We start from the raw sequence: 16,714 nt of genomic DNA, 5'->3' as shown, positions 1-16,714 counted from the left end.
CTAATGCGTCAGGCCAATAGCGGCAAACCCCGCCGATTGCGCGGTTTTCCTCGACCGGCCCTGCCGTGAACGGCGCAGTACGCGGCCAAATGACTGCCCACTGAGCGGCGTTACGACTGCTCTTGAGAGGACCTTGGGATTCCGCTACAAGTTCGACCCCTTCTACCCGTTTTGTTTCCATTACGTTACCGCACGCAACTCGCCGCGTTCGTCTGGCGAGGAGGCTGTCGATGCCACTCCGTCTGCTTCTCGCAGCGATCGTTCTCTTTGCTCTAAGCGGCGCCACAGGGGCCGAAGAGTTCGACAACGATTCGAGCGATGTGCAATTTCCCTACGATGCCTTCGTCAATACCGACGACGTTTATCTGCGCAGCGGGCCCGGGCAGAATTATTACCCCGTGTTGCGATTGAAGCGCGGCGAACGTGTCCAGATCTATCGCCACGATCCAGGCGGTTGGTACGCGATCCGGCCGCCGGCGGAATGCTTTAGCTGGGTGTCGGCCGAGTTCGTCGAGCCCGGCGAAGGCAAGATGGCCGTGATCAAGGGCGAGCGTGTCGTAGCCCGCGTCGGAAGCGCGTTCAGCGATATACGTGACGTGATCCAGGTCCGATTAGACGAGGGCGAACTGGTCGAAGTTCTGGAAGCCAAGCGGATTGGCACCGGGCCGGCCGCACAGACCTGGTACAAGGTATCGCCGCCGGCAGGCGAATTCCGCTGGGTGTCAGGGCAGTTTATCGGTCACGACCGTCCGGAACGCGAAGTGCGCAAGCGCGACCCGGACAACAACATCCTGATTGCCAAGCACTCGAAAAAGCAGGAAGCGGAACTTGACAAGCGCAGCGCCGCTCGGCGAGAGCGCGCCCGCGACGACGAACGGGATGAACTCGACCGAGACAACGACGACGAACCACGTCGCGGCCGCGCCGAGGCGAGACAAGTTCGGTCGCGCGATGAAGATCGGGACCACGATCCCGACGCTGACTGGGACGGTTCAGCAAGCATGCGTAAGCTGGCATCGCTCCACGTTAAACGCGAGGATGATCGCGAGTGGTCCGCGCCAGAATCGCGCAAGGCAAGTTCACCACCACGCCGCTCGACAAATTCGGCCGGCGATGCCGATCTACTCAAGGAACTCGAATCAATCGATATCGATCTCTCGACCGAGGTGGCCAAGGAGCCCTCGAGTTGGAACCTATCATCGCTCCGTAGCCGGACAGAGTCGCTGCTTACCCACAGCGATACCGCGCTCGACCGGGGCCGCGTCAGGCTGGTGCAGCGAAAGATCTCGCGCTTCGAGGACATCCAGCAACGTGCGAATAAGATCGCCAGCGCTCAGATGGCCACGGATTTACGCAACCAGGATGCGATCCACGCTTCATTGGGAGGCTCGCTCGGCGTCCCCCTGGATCAGCGGTTCGACGGTGTCGGCAAGTTGACGCAGATTTATCCCGCGCAGTCGGGAGTGGCCAGCTATGCTTTGCTCGACAAGGAAGGCAAAGTCAAGCAGTACGTCACGGCGGCCCCAGGCGTCAATCTGCGACCGTACATCGGACGCGAAATAGGAGTGCAAGGAGCGCTGGGCTTCATGCCAGACGCCCGCACCAGCCACGTCACGGCCAAACGCGTCGCCCCGATCGAAGAAGGGGTCACGCTGCGCTAGCTGGGATCAGCCCGCCCGGAGACTTCGACGCAGTTGCCGTCCCGGCGATGGCAACTATATTGCGGACTTGGACTCGAGGCCTCGGCCATGCCGAACCGTCCAGCGAGCAAGCCCCGCTGGCGTTACTTCGCCTCGTCCGATTCTGGCGGACTCACAGCGGTACAGCATGAATTGGCAGTCGGGATTCACTTTATTCGTGCTGGGCGCCGTCTTGGCATCGCTCGTCTTTACGGCGATCGGTCCCGACGTAGCGTTGATCGGCGGCCTAATCGCACTGATGGCTGCGGGCATTCTCACGCCCGCCGAGATGGTCCACGGCCTTTCGAACGAGGGGCTCGTCACCGTGGCCGTGCTGTTCGTGGTCAGCGCCGGCATGCGCGAGACAGGAGCCATCGACCTGATCGCGTCCCGTGTCTTGGGCCGGCCAAAATCGACCACCGCTGCGATCGCCCGGTTGTTGATTCCCGTCACCGGGATCAGCGCCTTCGTCAACAACACACCGCTAGTGGCGATGCTGATTCCCGTTGTAAACGATTGGGCCAAGCGGCAACAAATCGCCGCTTCGAAGTTGATGATTCCCCTCAGCTATGCCGCGATCCTCGGTGGCACTTGTTCGCTGATTGGCACCAGCACGAATCTGGTCGTCGACGGACTCTTCATCAAATCCCAGGGCTACGGCTTGGCGATGTTCGAGATCAGCAAGGTGGGAATTCCCGCCGCGATCGCCGGCTGCATTTATTTACTTCTCACCAGTCGTTGGCTACTGCCCGATCGTCGACCAGCCATTAGCCAAACCGATGACCCACGCAGCTATACCGCCGAAATGATGGTGGCGCCGGACAGTCCGTTGATCGGCAAATCGATCGAAGACGCCGGTCTGCGCCATCTGCCGGGCGTTTACCTGGCCGAGATCGATCGCGACGGGATCGTCTTACCGGCCGTCTCACCCCAGGAACGATTGCGCGAGAACGACCGGCTGGTATTTGTCGGCATTGTCGAATCCGTGGTCGACTTGCAGAAGACGCGGGGACTAGTGCCGGCCACGGATCAGGTCTTCAAGCTCGAGTCGCCGCGCGACGTGCGTTGCCTGATCGAGGCCGTGGTGTCGAACACCTGCCCGGTGGTTGGCAAATCGATCCGAGACGGAGGCTTTCGCACCGCCTACAACGCCGTGGTCGTGGCCGTGGCCCGCAATGGTGAACGGATCAACAAGAAAATCGGCGATGTCGTGCTATGGCCCGGCGATACGCTGCTGTTGGAAGCGCATCCCTCGTTCGTCAATCAGCAGCGCAATAGTCGCGATTTCTTCCTGGTCAGCCAACTGGAAAACTCCCAGCCGATGCGCCACGAGCGGGCGTTCGTGGCCCTGGGAATCATGATCGGAATGGTCGTCCTGACGGCAAGCGGCTACATGAGCATGCTGAAGGCGTCACTCGTAGCGGCAGCGGCCATGCTGATCACCCGCTGCTGTACGGCCGACGTCGCGCGGCGCAATATCGATTGGCCGGTGCTCTTGGCCATCGCCGCATCGTTCGCCTTCGGCGACGCCCTACAGAACACGGGCGCTGCACAAGCCATTGCCGACGGATTGATCGGCGCCGCGCAGGGCAAGCCCTTCTTCGCGCTCGCCATGTTTTATCTTGTGACGTTGTTGCTGACGGAATTGATTACGAACAACGCGGCAGCGGCCTTGATGTTTCCGTTAGGCATTGCCACGGCGACCAACATGAATGTCAGCGTGATGCCATTTGTAATCGCGACCATGATGGCAGCCTCAGCCGGCTTCGCCACACCGATCGGATATCAAACGAACCTGATGGTCTATGGTCCCGGCGGATACAGGTTTAACGATTACGTAAAGATTGGCGTCCCGCTCGATATTTTGATTGGACTAATTACGGTCGGTCTTAGTCCTTTTATCTGGCCGTTTTAAATGCAACATGCGCACGATTTGCCGCGTAAACGTCAATAAAAAGCGCTATAACGACATGCTGGCACGCATCGTTCTCCTTGCGCTTCGGTCTGGACGAGGTCGTGATTTCGCTGTAACCTCGTAGAATTCGTGGTGCTATCAGCCGCGCGCTGCATGACCTGCCCAGGACGAGGCTGGACCCTCGAGTTTGTATCTCGAAACTGCGGACCGCTGTGGTGGTGCCCTCGGTAAAAGTTGCTGGGAGCGCCCCACGCAAGGAAGCACTTCATTGATTGCGATCCGGTTGCTCGGCGAATGACTAAACGCGACTTCTACGCCCGTCACAGTCCCGCGATTCTATTGATCGCGGTATTCTTGCTGCCGATCTCATTTGCCGGCGCACGTCGCGCGCTGAATAACAATCAGAATCGCGTCGAGCAATGGCTGCCAGATCAATACGAAGAGACGAAGGTCTATCAAGAGTTCCGCAAGCACTTCCAAGGCGAGGAATTTGTCCTCGTCAGTTGGGATGGTTGCACGCTGGATGATGAGCGACTGGCGCTCTTATCCGCCAAGCTGGTGCCGCCTGCGGACATCGAGGCGCCGGCCGAGGGCCGCTACTTCTCCAAGGCGCTTTCCGGCCCCGCGATCATCGACACTCTCGTCAATCCGCCCATCAATATCACGCGTAGCGAGGCCATTGAGCGGTTGCGCGGCTCACTGATCGGCGGCGACGGCAAGCAAACCTGCCTGGTGCTGACACTCTCGCCTGAAGGCAAGAAGAGCCTGCGTAAGACGATCGCCAAGATTTACAACACCGCCGAAAAAGAGTGCAACATCAAGCATGACGCCCTGCACATGGGCGGGCCGCCATCGGACAACGTCGCCATCGATCTAGCCGGCGAGCAGAGCCTGGTCCGACTGGCGTCGTTGGCGGGGTTCATCGGGCTGGTGATTTCCTGGTGGTGCCTGCGCAGCGTCAAGCTGGTGGCCATTGTTCTCACGGCAGGCATCTATAGCGCGATGGCCAGCCTGGCCTTCGTCTGGTATTCGGGCGGAGAGATGAACGCCATCGTGCTGACGATGCCGTCGCTGGTCTATGTTGCCGCGATTTCGGGGGCCATTCACCTGGCCAATTATTACCGCGATTCGATCCATGAATTAGGCCTCGAAGGTGCCCCAATGCGTGCTATCAAGCACGCCTGGCTCCCCTTGAGTCTGGCCACGGGGACGACCGCCGTCGGTTTGCTGACGTTGTGCTACAGCGAGCTAGTGCCGATCCAACTTTTCGGCTTCTACTCGGCCGTTGGCGTGGTCATCAGCCTGCTATTTTTGTTCTTCTTCATGCCGGCCGCGTTCGAGCGCTGGCCGCTGGCGGACGAAGTTGAGAAAAAAGCCGAAGCGCCGGCCATCGATCCCGCGTTCTTCGGCAACTGGGACAAGGTTGGCGATTGGATAATCTCGCACCATGGCATTATGACCGCCGGTGGACTGGCGGTGATCGCCTTCTGCGCATTCGGAATGTCGCGGATGGAAACGTCCGTCCAATTGATGCGGCTCTTCTCGCCGAAAGCCAAAGTTGTCACCGATTATGAATGGCTCGAAGAGCATCTCGGCAACCTGATACCGATGGAAGTCGTTATCAATGTCGACCCACTCAGTTCGCGATTAAACTTCCTCGAGCGGATGGAGCTGGTGCAGCGAGTCCAAAAGGAAGTCGAAACTATTCCCGAGGTCGGCAAGAGCCTGTCGGCGGCCACCTTCTCGGCCAATTTGGGGCCGCCGGTCCAGGCCGATGCGCCTAAGCCGAAGAAGGCGCGCCGCGGGATCGCCGGGCTCGTAAAGTCGGTGGCCGGCGTCAAGGACGAGGAAGCGCTTGCGCGCAAGTTGCGAAACGAAAAGCTGGAAGAGCATCGCGACGAGTATTTGAAGAGCGACTACCTGCGCGAGAAAGACGGCCGCGAAATGTGGCGCGTCAGTGCCCGCGTCAGCGCTCTAAAGAATGTCGATTACGCCAAGTTCGTCAAAGACATTCGCGCCAAAGTCGAGCCGGTCATGGACGACATGCGGGCCAGATTGGGCGAGAAAGAGGCCGCCAGCCTGCAAGCGACTTATACCGGACTCGTGCCATTGGTCTACAAGGCGCAGAACTCGTTGCTCGACGGGCTGGTCACCGGCTTTATTACCGACCTGATCTTGATCTTCATCGCGATCGTCGTGGCGATGCGGTCGTTCACCTCGGGCATCATCCTGGCCGTGCCCAGCGTGTTTCCGCCGATCGTGATCTTCGGCCTAATGGGCTGGCTGGGAATCGTGGTCGACATCGGTACCGTGATGACTCCGAGCGTCGCCCTAGGCGTCTCGGTTGACGATATTGTGCACTTCATGTTGCAGTACCGCCGTGCGATCGCGGATGGCGCCACGCAACGTGAAGCCGTGAAGGCCGCTTATCACCATTGCGGCCGCGCCATGTATCAAAGCTGGGGCGTGATCGGCCTGGGCCTGAGCGTTTTTGCCCTCAGCCCGTTCACGCCGACCCAACGCTTCGGCTGCATGACGATCGCACTGTTGACGGCCACGCTACTGGCGAACTTGCTGATGCTGCCGGCCATTCTTGCAGGGCCGCTGGGTTATTTGTTTGCTCGAGGGGTCAAAGTAAAAAAACCTCAGGCGGCCGACGAGCCGCCACGGCAGACGCCGCCCGCTCCGAAGAGCCTTCGCCCGTTGGATGAGGCGCCGCGCGTCGAGCCGACGCGCCGCTCCATCACGACGTAGCGTCCCCGAGGCCAGCCGTCTTTTATGGCTGACTGCCAGCACGAAATTCAGAATGGCAGTGCGACGCCGCGCTTTTGTTCCTTGGCCAACTGCAGCAGCCGGGCCGCCATAGCGACGTCCTCCACGGCCAGACCGACCGATTTGAAGATCGCGACGCCGCCGGTTCGCGGCTTTCCGCTGGCGCGGCCCACGACCACCTCGGCCAGGTCGACCGCGCGGCGCCAGTCGTAGATTCCCTTTTCCAGCGCTTCCGTAAAATCCCCGGCCTCACCGCGACAAGCCTGCACACTATCGCACACGATTGCGTCAGCGCGGCGTACTGTCGTGGTGTCGATCTCGGCACGCGACAAGGCATTGGCCCCCACGGCACAAACAATAGTCCCCTCGGCCAGTGTGGCCCCGTCGAAGACCGGTGTCGAGCTGGTCGTAGCCGTGATCACGATCGGCAGATCCTCGGCCGCTTCCTGCGGCCGGTCGACCGGTATTACCTCGATGCCCAACTGCATCTGCATCTTTTCAGCGAACAGCGTGCGGCGCTCTTCCGATCGGCTGTAGATGAATGCCCGCCGTAGCGGCAAAACGGCGGCAGCGGCCGCTACCTGTGTCTCGGCCTGGCGGCCGACGCCAAACAGACCGAGCTCGTGCGATTCGGCCGGCGCCATTGCGCGTAGAGCAACGCCCGTCGTTGCCCCAGTGCGCAGCCGGCCTAGTTGATCGGCTTCGATCAGGGCCACCATCTGCCCAGTCGTCTGATCGTAAAGCCCGACATGAAAGCGCGCCGCGTCGCGCGTCGTCGTATAACATTTCCAACCGACGTATCCCAGGTATCCGGCCGAGGCGATCATGGCATGCAGGATGATGCCGCGGGCCCGGGTACGTACGCGCGGAATGTTCTCGGCTTCCCCCACGGCCAGATGGCGAAACGCCTCCTCGACCACCGCAATCGTGCCGGGCATATCGATCAGCGCCGTCACGTCGGCTTCGGTCAAATACAGCGCACTCATGGATATTCTCCTGCGCGCGAGAAGGCCTGCAGTTTCATGTTGCGATGCCGGCGCGATCGGCGTTTCGATTTCCCGTACACCTGACGCAGGCGCGATCTCGGACTGCAGCCTATTGTTGCATCTCGGCGATGCGGCGGAAATCGTCACGCAGCGAGCGATAGAGCTGTTGATACTCGGGAAAGCCCCGGTCATACATCTTCACCGCCGCGCGCTGGGGGGACGTATGATCGACGACGCGAATCGTGGCTGCGCAGGCTTCGCGAACGTCCTTGAACGCGCCGGCCCCAACGGCCGCTAGCAAGGCCACCCCATAAGCCGGTCCCTCCTCGGCATTGATTGTCGAGACCTTCTGTCCGAAGACGTCAGCTTGAATATGTCGCCAGAGAGCGCTTTTCGAACCGCCTCCCGACGCACGAATCTCGCGCACGGGGATGCCTAGCCCCCGAATAATCTCCAGACAATCGCGCAGCGAGTACGCGACCCCCTCCATGATCGAGCGCAGCATGTGCCCACGCCGATGGGCAAGCGACAGGCCGATGAAGCAACCGCGTGCAAAGGGATCAGCATGGGGCGTGCGTTCTCCGGACAAGTAGGGAAGAAAGAACAATCCTTCACTTCCGGCCGGGGAGCCTTCCGCCTCGCGATTGAGAATCTCGTACGAATCGGCCGTCGGCGCCTCGTCCGTCGCGCCATTCTTATGGCACAGCTCGTTCTGAAACCATTGGAGCGAGCCGCCGGCGGCCAGGGTGACACCCATCACGTGCCATTTGCCGCGCACAGCATGGCAAAATGTATGCACGCGTCCCTCGGGATCGATTTCCACCGTATCGCTGTGGGCGAACATCACGCCCGAGGTGCCAATCGACGTCGAAAGGATCCCTTTCGAGACGATGCCGTTTCCCACGGCCCCCGCGGCGCAGTCCCCTGCCCCGCCGACGACCAGGCAATCGGTCGACAGGCCCAATTCCTCGGCGGCTTCGCGCGTCAGACGGCCGGTGACCTCTTCCGATTCGTAGCAGCGTGGCAACAAGCTCTCGTCGAGTTCCAGCTTTGAGAGCAAAGCGCTCGACCACCGCCGCTTGGCAACGTCCAACAACAAGGTGCCGCTGGCGTCGCTCACCTCGGTGGCGTATTCCCCAGTCAGCCGGCGGCGGATCTCATCCTTCGGCAGCAGCACCTTGGCTAGCTTGTCAAAATTTCGCGGCTCATGATTGCGCAACCAAAGGACCTTAGGCGCGGTAAAGCCGGTCAAAGCCGGGTTGGCCACCATCTTGATCAGTTTGCGCCGTCCGCCGGCGCGCTGTTCAATCTCGGCACATTCGGCCGCGGTCCGCTGGTCGTTCCACAACAGAGCCCGACGGATAACGCGATCGCGTTTATCGAGAAAGACCGAGCCGTGCATCTGGCCTGACAGGCCGATCGCCGCGACGTCAGCCGGGCGAAGCTTGGCCTTCTTGACGACCGATTGAATCGCCGACGTCGTTGCTCGCCACCAATCGTTAGGGTCCTGCTCGCTCCAGGCGGGCTTAGGGTGATAACAAGGGTACGTCTCCATGGCGCTCGCCTGGATCGTGCCCGTCTCGTCAATGACGAGGGCCTTGGTGCCCGAGGTGCCGACGTCGATGCCGAGAAAATGACTCATGAAAATGCGAACAGGGTTAAATGCAGGATAGACCGAGATAAGTAGAGCATAACTTCCGCGAGCGAAACCGCTTGCCGCGCCATGATTTGCCGGCGGATTTCCACGACGTCGCGGATTGTAACCCGCCACGAGCTAGGGGGGCAACCCGCGCGCGCGACGCAAAACTTGCCGCCGTTGTAGCTTGTGCCTACCGTAGGAAAAGCATGCGTGCCGACGATTCGGCCCGAAATCGCACCAATGTCGAGCTATCTCTCGATCGTCGGCGCGCATGCTTTTGTTCTCAAGACATCAGCAGAAAAGGCTTGCAGCCGAGTAGAATTCACCGCTTTTGGACGGCGTGTCGTCACTCGATTATCATCGTGGTATGAGCGGAGAAGTCACGACATCTCAACGACCGCGTATCGGGCGCGACGTTTGGCTGCGGTATCTTCGGCCACACGAAACCATCGTCGTCAACGTGCCAATGTCGCGCGAGCAGGCAACCGACTGCCTGCAATCACACGTGCAGGCTCCGAAGCTCCGAACGTCGCTGCTGGCCGGTATCGCGCCATCGGCATTAGGGCCATTTCGGACCTTTCAAGGTGATGTCGGACCGTCCGCGTTCGAAATCTCGCTCGTGTTGCCGGAGAATGGGACCTTTTGGTTGCCGCGTCCGGTCGTGCGCGGTGTTGTAGACCATGCCGACGGCATAACGCGGGTTACCGCGACCATCGAGCAGGACCGTGGAGTTGGCGAATTCGTGCTGGCGCTGTCGCTGATCCTGCTCTCGTTATTCGTGGTCGTATCACTTTTCTATCAACCGTTGCGCATCACTTTGCTGATCCTCTCAGCGATGATTGCGGTCGTGCTCCTGGCGGTTTTTTGGTACGTCACAACTCGGAGCGCCTTTACGCGCGAATCGGCGCAGATTCGCCGCGACTTGGAATTTGCGCTAACTCATAAGCGCACTGATTTGCAGGCCGCTGAGCCGCGCGTATAACTTTAATTCGGCAGTCCGCTTAACCTCCAACGATCCGCAGAATCTATGACCGCAACGCCAGTGGCACTCGTGACAGGCGCTTCGCGGGGAATCGGCCGCGGGATTGCGCTCGAGTTGGCACGCCTCGGTCACGTCGTACTCGTGAACTACCACGCCCGTCGGGACGCCGCTGACGAAGTCGTGGCCACGATTCATCGCGCCGGCGGGCACGCCATCAGCGTTCACGGAGACGTCTCGAACACGGAGGATCGCCGCGTGCTCGTCGAACGCGCGCTCGAGTTCGGCGGCCGGCTGGACGTGCTCGTAAACAACGCCGGTATTACGTCGCCAGGCCGCCAGGACTTGCTCGACGCGACCGAACAGAACTGGGATCAAGTGCTGGGCACGAATCTTAAGGGTCCGTTTTTCCTGGCCCAGCTCGCCGCACGGCGAATGATCGAGTTGATTCACGCGGGAACTATCGCCGGCGCAAAGATCATCAATATCTCCTCGATCTCGGCCTACGCCATCAGCACCGATCGCGCCGACTATTGCATCGCCAAGGCGGGCATGGGAGCCATGACCTGGCTGTTGGCCGATCGATTGGCCGGTGAGCGAATCCAGGTTTTTGAGATCTGCCCCGGCCTGATCGCTACCGACATGACTGAGCCGGTGCGGAAGAAATACGATCAGCAACTGGGGGCCGGCATGGTACCCCAGCGTCGGTGGGGACAGCCCGAGGACGTGGCTCGCGCCGTCGGCGCGATCGTCAGCGACGCGTTTCCTTATAGTACCGGCGAGAGAATCAACGTCGACGGCGGTTTTCACATCCGGCGGCTATAGCGAGCACCTCGTTGTCCAGAATCCCGCCCAGTTTCGGGCGCCGGCGCATTTAGAATCGGGCTCTTCGCCGCAGCTTCTGTCGATTTGGGCCTGCGGGGGCTTGTGCCCGTCCGCGGATGGTTAAAATCCAAAGGGATTAAAGAACGATCACGTTCAGTTTCCCTGCCACGCCGGCGGCCGAAGGACCTTTGATGAAATTCGCACTTCTTGGATTCGACGCTGACTCGCTGGAATTGGCCCACGGGATCGCGCGGCATCCCGCGCATCAGCTCACAAGCGGCTGCGAGGTCAACGGGGCCGAGAGCGAGTTACGGACGATTGCACCTCACTTGCAAATCGTCGAATTCTGGGAGGCCTTGTTGGCTAGCGATACGGCCGAGGCCGTGATCGTCAGCTATGGTGCGAACTCCGACGAGCGGGCCGATCAACTGCGCAAGTTGGTGCAAGCCGGCGTCCCGCTGATCCTCACGCACCCGGTCGATGATTCGATGCTCATTTGCTATGAGCTCGATATGATCCGTCGCGAGACCGGCTGTGTGATGCTGCCCTATATCCCCTTTCGTTGGCACGCAGGGCTGCAGCGATTGGCCGCGATCGTGACCGCGGGGGCCGATTCGCCGATCGGCGCCGCCGAACAGATCGTCATGGAACGGGCCATCGAGAATCGAGAGCGCGTGCCGGTTCTGCGGCAATTCGCGCGCGATGTCGAATTGCTGCGAGCCTTGTCGGGCGAGTTAACCAGCGTTTCGGCCCACGCCCCCGGCGGCAAGGAGGAAGCCGACTACGCGAACCTGGGCGTGCAACTTACCGGTTCCGGCAGCGTGTTGGCACGGTGGAGCGTTGGTTCTGCCGATCACGGCGCAGGGGCGGCAATTGTCATACGCGGTAATAAAGGAAAGGCGTCTCTGGCCCTCGCGCATGCCGGCGAACCGACCGAGTTGGAGATTGTCACGGGCGGCCAAACCTCGCATGAATCTTTTCCGGCCTGGGATCCAGTTGCGGCGGCCCTCGACGAATTTCAAAACGCGATCGCGGCGCAACCAGCGCTCCCCACCTGGTCCGATGCTTGCCGCGACGTCGAGTTGACCGAAGCCATCGCGCGTAGCCTGGCCAAGGGTCGCACGATCGAGCTTCATGACGAAGAGCACTCCGAGCACGGCACGTTCAAAGGAACGATGACGTCGGTTGGCTGCGGCCTGCTATTGGCGTCGCTGGTCTTGCTGCTCGTGGCCGCGGCGCTCGCAAAGATCACGGGCAACGCGTTTTTTGGCTACGCCCCTTATCTGATTCTGGGCGTGCTGGGAATCTTCCTCGTCCTGCAATCGCTGACGCTCGTCTTTCCCGACGGCGAGTGATCGTACGTCCGCAGGCGATTCGTAGGGTGCCCTCTGGGCACCAGTATTTTTTAGAAGGCCGTGGCGCCCCTAGTGCCCCCCTACTCGACGAGAGTCTGGCCTTACGATCTGGCATTGAGCTGAAGCGCGCAAAAAAAGCGGCCAGGCTCACCTTTCGAGCCTGGCCGCTTGAATTACAGATTCTCGCCGAGGCAAGTCGTTCGTTAGTGGGCCTTCGCACCCGGCTTCTGCGGAATCCGCATCGAGTAGAACGATCGCCAGACGAAGACCAAGGCAATGACGAGCATGACCGCGCCCACGACCGGCGTGTAGTCTTGCGTCCCCTTAGTATGCGCGGCTTCCTTCATCTCGACAGCGATCTCGACCGCCAGCAAGCCGAACAGAGTCGAGAACTTGATGATCGGATTCAACGCCACCGACGTGGTGTCCTTGAACGGATCGCCCACGGTATCGCCGACAACGGTCGCGGCGTGCAGCGGGGTTCCCTTTTCACGCAAGTCGACTTCGACGTACTTCTTGGCATTGTCCCACGATCCGCCCGTGTTAGCCATCGAAATGGCTTGGAACAGGCCGAACACGGCAATCGCGATCAGGTAGGCGACAAAGAAGTTCGGATCGAAGAAGGCAAAAGCCAGAGTAATCGACATCAAGGCGATGAAGATATTCCACATGCCGCTCTGGGCATACTGCGTGCAGATGCGAACAACGGTCTTCGAGTCCTCGATATCGGCCTCGGTCTTATTGAGGTCGAGGTTCTTCTTGATGAATTCCACGGCCCGGTAGGCACCGGTCGTCACGGCCTGCATCGAGGCGCCCGAGAACCAGAAGATCACGGCCCCGCCGCAGATGAAGCCCAGCAACACGGGGGCGTCGGTCAAGCTGATGTGCAGCAGCCCGGCCTTACCTAACATGAGGATGATCGAAAAGATCATCGTCGTGGCACCGACAACGGCCGTACCGATGAGCACCGGCTTGGCCGTGGCCTTGAACGTATTACCGGCCGAGTCGTTAGCTTCTAGATAGTGCTTGCCCCCTTCGAAGTCGGGAGTAAAGCCGAACTGGGATTTGATCTTCTCCTTAATGCCCGGGATCGATTCGATCTGCGATAGTTCGAACACCGATTGGGCATTGTCCGTCACCGGGCCATAGCTATCGACCGCGATCGTGACCGGCCCCATGCACAGGAAGCCGAACGCCACGAGGCCGAAGGCAAAAATCGAGCCGACGCCCACGAGCGGCGCGTCCGGGCCAAACAGGGCCACTTGCATAATGCTGTCGAGCCCTTGTTGGCTGACGAAGAACGCACCGCCCATCAGGCCCGCAATCAGCAGTCCCATCCAGAACGCACTGAAGTAACCGGCCACCATGCCGGAGAGAATTGTCAGCGAAGCGCCACCTTCACGCGAGGCTGTGACGATTTCGTGAACGTGCTTCGAGTGCGAGCTCGTAAACACCTTGGTGAACTCGGGAATCAGCACCGCAGCCAACGTGCCGCAACTGATGATCGAGGCCAACTGCCACCACAGGGTCGGCATCGGCTTGTCCGCAACGACCAGGTCGCCGATAAGCAACCAGCTCATGAAGAATGACGTGGTGATGCACAATGTAGCTGCGATCCAGATCAGACGGGTCAGCGGAACTTCGAAGTTGAATTCCTTCAACCCGCGATATTGCCTCTCGGAGATCGTCTGGTTGATGAAGTACGACACGCCTGACATGAAATCCATCAAGAACCGCATGGCGAAAATCCACACGATCAGCTTGGCTTGCAGGTCAGACTGGGCCACGGGAATTGCAAGCACGATAAACGAAATCAGCGCCACGCCCGTCACGCCGTACGTTTCGAAACCGTCGGCAGTCGGCCCGACCGAGTCGCCGGCGTTGTCGCCCGTGCAGTCCGCGATCACGCCCGGGTTACGCGGATCGTCTTCCTTGACGTTGAAGACGATCTTCATCAAGTCGGCACCAATGTCGGCGATCTTGGTGAAAATACCGCCGGCGATTCGCAATGCCGAGGCACCCAACGATTCGCCGATGGCGAAGCCCAGGAAGCAGATACCGACGATCTCTCGATCGACGAACAGCAAGATGATGACCATCATCACCAGCTCGAGCGAGATCAAGAACAGGCCGATCGACATGCCGGCACGCAGCGGAATGCTCACCACGTCCCACGGCTCGCCCCGCAGCGAAGCGAACGCAGTCCGCGAATTCGCGTAGGTATTCACGCGGATACCGTACCAGGCCACCCAGTACGATCCCACGATGCCCACCAAGGCGAAGGCAAGCACGGTCAGCGCGGTTTCCACGCTCTTATGCTGCAAGCCGACGAAGTAATACATCATCGCCACCGAGATGATGGCGAACAGCATCATCAAGAACTTGCCCTGCTGGATCAGGTAGGTTTTGCAGGTCTGGAAAATGATTTCCGAGATGGCCAGCATCGATTCGTGTGCCGGCAGATTCTTGATTTGCCGCCGCAAGAACAGGCTGATGCCCAACGTGCCGATGATCACGAACGAACCGTAGAACAACAGATGCCAGGCATCAATCTCGGTGCCGCCGATTTTGAAATTTCCCAGGCTCAGATCGGGAATGGCCAAATCGGCCTCGCTCGCCATGGCGGTCGATCCCAAAACGAGCAGAGCAATCGAGGCGAGGACCAGGCGAATCGCTATCGTGGGTAAAAGACGAAACGATCTCACGGCTTGTCTCCGGTACAGTGTTGGACTCGAACGTGTTCGGGCTGAAGCGCTTGTCAGGCCGCCGCAAATCAACACGGCGACACCGTTAACGATTTCAGGACTCGCGGTCGCGCTCGAGACGAACGTGGCAACCGCGCTTCAAGAGGGCCCGATCGACTGGCCAGCGCCCGCCGGGAACTTAAACCCCAACGCCGCTGCCACACCCTAAAGGCAAAAGACTGCCCTGACCAACGACCCCCCTTGCATGGGCAGTAGTGTAACTACAGCTCCCTAATCGGGGAAGGTGTCATGTGCCTAATTGGCGGTCGCCGCCCACAGCCACCGACCCGCGGCGTCCTCGTCTCAGGTGTCGGCCACCGGAATTGCGCAACGTCGAAGCTGCTCCGAACCGGCAAAATTAACGGAAGATCCAAACGGCGGCCGGCCTGTTACGCGCCAATCACTCCCCCCACAACCCGCCCCGCCACGTCCGTGAGTCGGAAATCCCGGCCGGCGTATCGGTAGGTCAGGCGTTCGTGGTCGAGCCCCAATTGGTGCAGAATCGTAGCGTGGAGGTCATGCATGTGGACCTTACCCGTCACGGCAATGTGGCCAAATTCGTCGGTGGCTCCGTGAGAAAAACCGGCCCGAAACCCACCGCCGGCCAGCCACACTGTAAACCCACGAGGGTTATGATCCCGGCCCGTGCCGTTCTTCTCAGCATAGGGAGTTCGGCCGAACTCGCCCCCCCACCAAACGATCGTGTCGTCGAGCAGGCCGCGCTGCTTCAAATCCGTAAGCAGGCCCGCGATCGGGAGATCCACAGCCCGGGCATGCTCGGCATGCTTGGGCAGATTTGAATGCTGATCCCAGGCCGGATTGGCCGTATTGTCACCGTAGGTCACCTGGATGTAGCGGGATCCCGCTTCGCACAGCCGCCGCGCGAGCAGGCATTGCCGGCCAAAATTATCGGTCGAAGGCGATCCGATACCGTATTGGGCCAGCGTCTCGGACGTTTCATCCGCCAGATCCAATACCCGAGGTGCCGTCTCTTGCATGCGCCAGGCCAGTTCATAGGAACGGATCGCGGCCTCGAGTTGGGAATCCTCCGGGTGGCGCTCGCGCTGCAGCTCGTTCAACGCCTGCAGATGGTCGAGCCGTACACGTTGTGCAGCGCGCCCTATAGTCGTCGGCGCGAGATTGCGCAGGCCCGACTGCATAATCGGCGTTCCGGCCCGGCCGATCGCGGTGCCCTGAAAGGCCGCAGGCAGAAAAGCCGTGCCGTAGTTACGGGCTCCGCCGTTCCCGGCCGACGGCGCGATCGTGACGAATCCTGGCAAGCTCTCGTTTTCGGATCCCAGCCCGTACAGAACCCAGGAGCCGATCGAGGGCCGAATGAATTGCGTGGCCCCGCAGTGCAAGAAGAGCGTTGCCGGACCGTGAGCGACCCCTTCGGTATGTACGCCATGCAGCAGGCACATATCGTCGACGTGCCGGGCCATTTCGGGGAACAGGTCCGAAACCCAGCGGCCGCTCTCGCCATGCTGCGCGAATTTCCAGGGCGATTTCATCACACGATGCGTCGACTCGCCCATGCCGGTATTGGCTGCCTGCCGCGCATCGTCGAACGACATCTTTTTGCCGTCGTCGGCCGCCAGCCGCGGCTTGTAATCGAACGAGTCGACATGGCTTACGCCCCCCTGCATAAACAGGAAGATCACGCGCTTCGCACGCGGCGCGAAATGCGGCGTCTGCAGGCTACTTGTGCTTGCGGCGCGCGATTCCGCCGTGGCCAGTGCCGACCACGCTAGCCCGCCAAAGCCGCAGGCCGCCCCCTGCAAGAACGCACGCCGCGAAATGTCGTACTGGTTTCCCATGCT

10 protein-coding genes are annotated in these 16,714 nt (G+C 60.5%); 6 read left to right on the top strand and 4 right to left on the bottom strand.

The genetic code is table 11. From position 1 onward, the window contains the following. Positions 1-230: 230 nt before the first annotated feature. The 3 genes from VGN12_23425 (at position 231) to VGN12_23415 (ending at position 6,348) form a co-directional block, all read left to right on the top strand. Complete coding sequence (locus VGN12_23425) at positions 231-1,661, top strand: SH3 domain-containing protein (GenBank protein ID HEY4312419.1); 1,431 nt, start codon at positions 231-233, stop codon at positions 1,659-1,661. Positions 1,662-1,827: 166 nt separating this feature from the next. After that, complete coding sequence (locus VGN12_23420; GenBank protein HEY4312418.1) at positions 1,828-3,594, top strand: SLC13 family permease; 1,767 nt, start codon at positions 1,828-1,830, stop codon at positions 3,592-3,594. A 294-nt stretch (positions 3,595-3,888) separates the two neighbouring features. Beyond that, positions 3,889-6,348 (top strand): MMPL family transporter, encoded by a 2,460-nt coding sequence (locus VGN12_23415; GenBank protein HEY4312417.1) that lies wholly within the window; start codon positions 3,889-3,891, stop codon positions 6,346-6,348. 47 nt (positions 6,349-6,395) lie between these two features. Here VGN12_23415 and VGN12_23410 read toward each other — a convergent pair whose 3' ends face one another. Both VGN12_23410 and xylB read right to left on the bottom strand, forming a co-directional pair. After that, positions 6,396-7,352, bottom strand: a complete 957-nt coding sequence (locus VGN12_23410) for an ornithine cyclodeaminase family protein (protein ID HEY4312416.1) — start codon at positions 7,350-7,352, stop codon at positions 6,396-6,398. Between the two features lie 109 nt (positions 7,353-7,461). After that, positions 7,462-8,994 carry a xylulokinase gene (xylB, locus tag VGN12_23405; GenBank protein ID HEY4312415.1) on the bottom strand — a complete coding sequence of 511 codons (1,533 nt, stop codon included), beginning with the start codon at positions 8,992-8,994 and terminating at the stop codon, positions 7,462-7,464. Positions 8,995-9,457: 463 nt separating this feature from the next. On the opposite strand from xylB, the gene VGN12_23400 reads away from it, so the two are divergent. The 3 genes from VGN12_23400 to VGN12_23390 all read left to right on the top strand — a co-directional run bounded on the left by VGN12_23400 (position 9,458) and on the right by VGN12_23390 (position 12,150). Next, positions 9,458-9,973 (top strand): hypothetical protein, encoded by a 516-nt coding sequence (locus VGN12_23400; GenBank protein HEY4312414.1) that lies wholly within the window; start codon positions 9,458-9,460, stop codon positions 9,971-9,973. 45 nt (positions 9,974-10,018) lie between these two features. Beyond that, a complete protein-coding gene (locus tag VGN12_23395; protein ID HEY4312413.1) occupies positions 10,019-10,795 on the top strand; it encodes a 3-ketoacyl-ACP reductase in 777 nt (258 codons plus the stop codon). Positions 10,796-10,986: 191 nt separating this feature from the next. Then, complete coding sequence (locus VGN12_23390) at positions 10,987-12,150, top strand: hypothetical protein (protein HEY4312412.1); 1,164 nt, start codon at positions 10,987-10,989, stop codon at positions 12,148-12,150. A gap of 203 nt (positions 12,151-12,353) precedes the next feature. On the opposite strand, the gene VGN12_23385 is transcribed toward VGN12_23390, so the two are convergent. Beyond that, positions 12,354-14,855, bottom strand: a complete 2,502-nt coding sequence (locus tag VGN12_23385; GenBank protein HEY4312411.1) for a sodium-translocating pyrophosphatase — start codon at positions 14,853-14,855, stop codon at positions 12,354-12,356. 428 nt (positions 14,856-15,283) lie between these two features. Next, positions 15,284-16,711: a DUF1501 domain-containing protein gene (locus VGN12_23380; GenBank protein HEY4312410.1), complete on the bottom strand. Its 1,428-nt coding sequence runs from the start codon at positions 16,709-16,711 to the stop codon at positions 15,284-15,286. Positions 16,712-16,714 lie beyond the last annotated feature (3 nt).

The organism is Pirellulales bacterium, assembly GCA_036499395.1.
Taxonomy (GTDB): Bacteria; Planctomycetota; Planctomycetia; order Pirellulales; family JACPPG01; genus JACPPG01.
The sequence above is the reverse complement of the archived record's forward strand: the minus strand, read 5'-3'. Positions and strand labels throughout refer to the sequence as shown.

What these genes read in the sequence shown, in the direction of transcription:
- VGN12_23425 (HEY4312419.1), top strand. Translation starts at nt 231, where the DNA reads ATGCCACTCCGTCTGCTTCTCGCAGCGATCGTTCTCTTTGCTCTAAGC.
- VGN12_23420 (HEY4312418.1), top strand. Translation starts at nt 1,828, where the DNA reads ATGAATTGGCAGTCGGGATTCACTTTATTCGTGCTGGGCGCCGTCTTG.
- VGN12_23415 (HEY4312417.1), top strand. Translation starts at nt 3,889, where the DNA reads ATGACTAAACGCGACTTCTACGCCCGTCACAGTCCCGCGATTCTATTG.
- VGN12_23410 (HEY4312416.1), bottom strand. Translation starts at nt 7,352, where the DNA reads ATGAGTGCGCTGTATTTGACCGAAGCCGACGTGACGGCGCTGATCGAT.
- xylB (HEY4312415.1), bottom strand. Translation starts at nt 8,994, where the DNA reads ATGAGTCATTTTCTCGGCATCGACGTCGGCACCTCGGGCACCAAGGCC.
- VGN12_23400 (HEY4312414.1), top strand. Translation starts at nt 9,458, where the DNA reads ATGTCGCGCGAGCAGGCAACCGACTGCCTGCAATCACACGTGCAGGCT.
- VGN12_23395 (HEY4312413.1), top strand. Translation starts at nt 10,019, where the DNA reads ATGACCGCAACGCCAGTGGCACTCGTGACAGGCGCTTCGCGGGGAATC.
- VGN12_23390 (HEY4312412.1), top strand. Translation starts at nt 10,987, where the DNA reads ATGAAATTCGCACTTCTTGGATTCGACGCTGACTCGCTGGAATTGGCC.
- VGN12_23380 (HEY4312410.1), bottom strand. Translation starts at nt 16,711, where the DNA reads ATGGGAAACCAGTACGACATTTCGCGGCGTGCGTTCTTGCAGGGGGCG.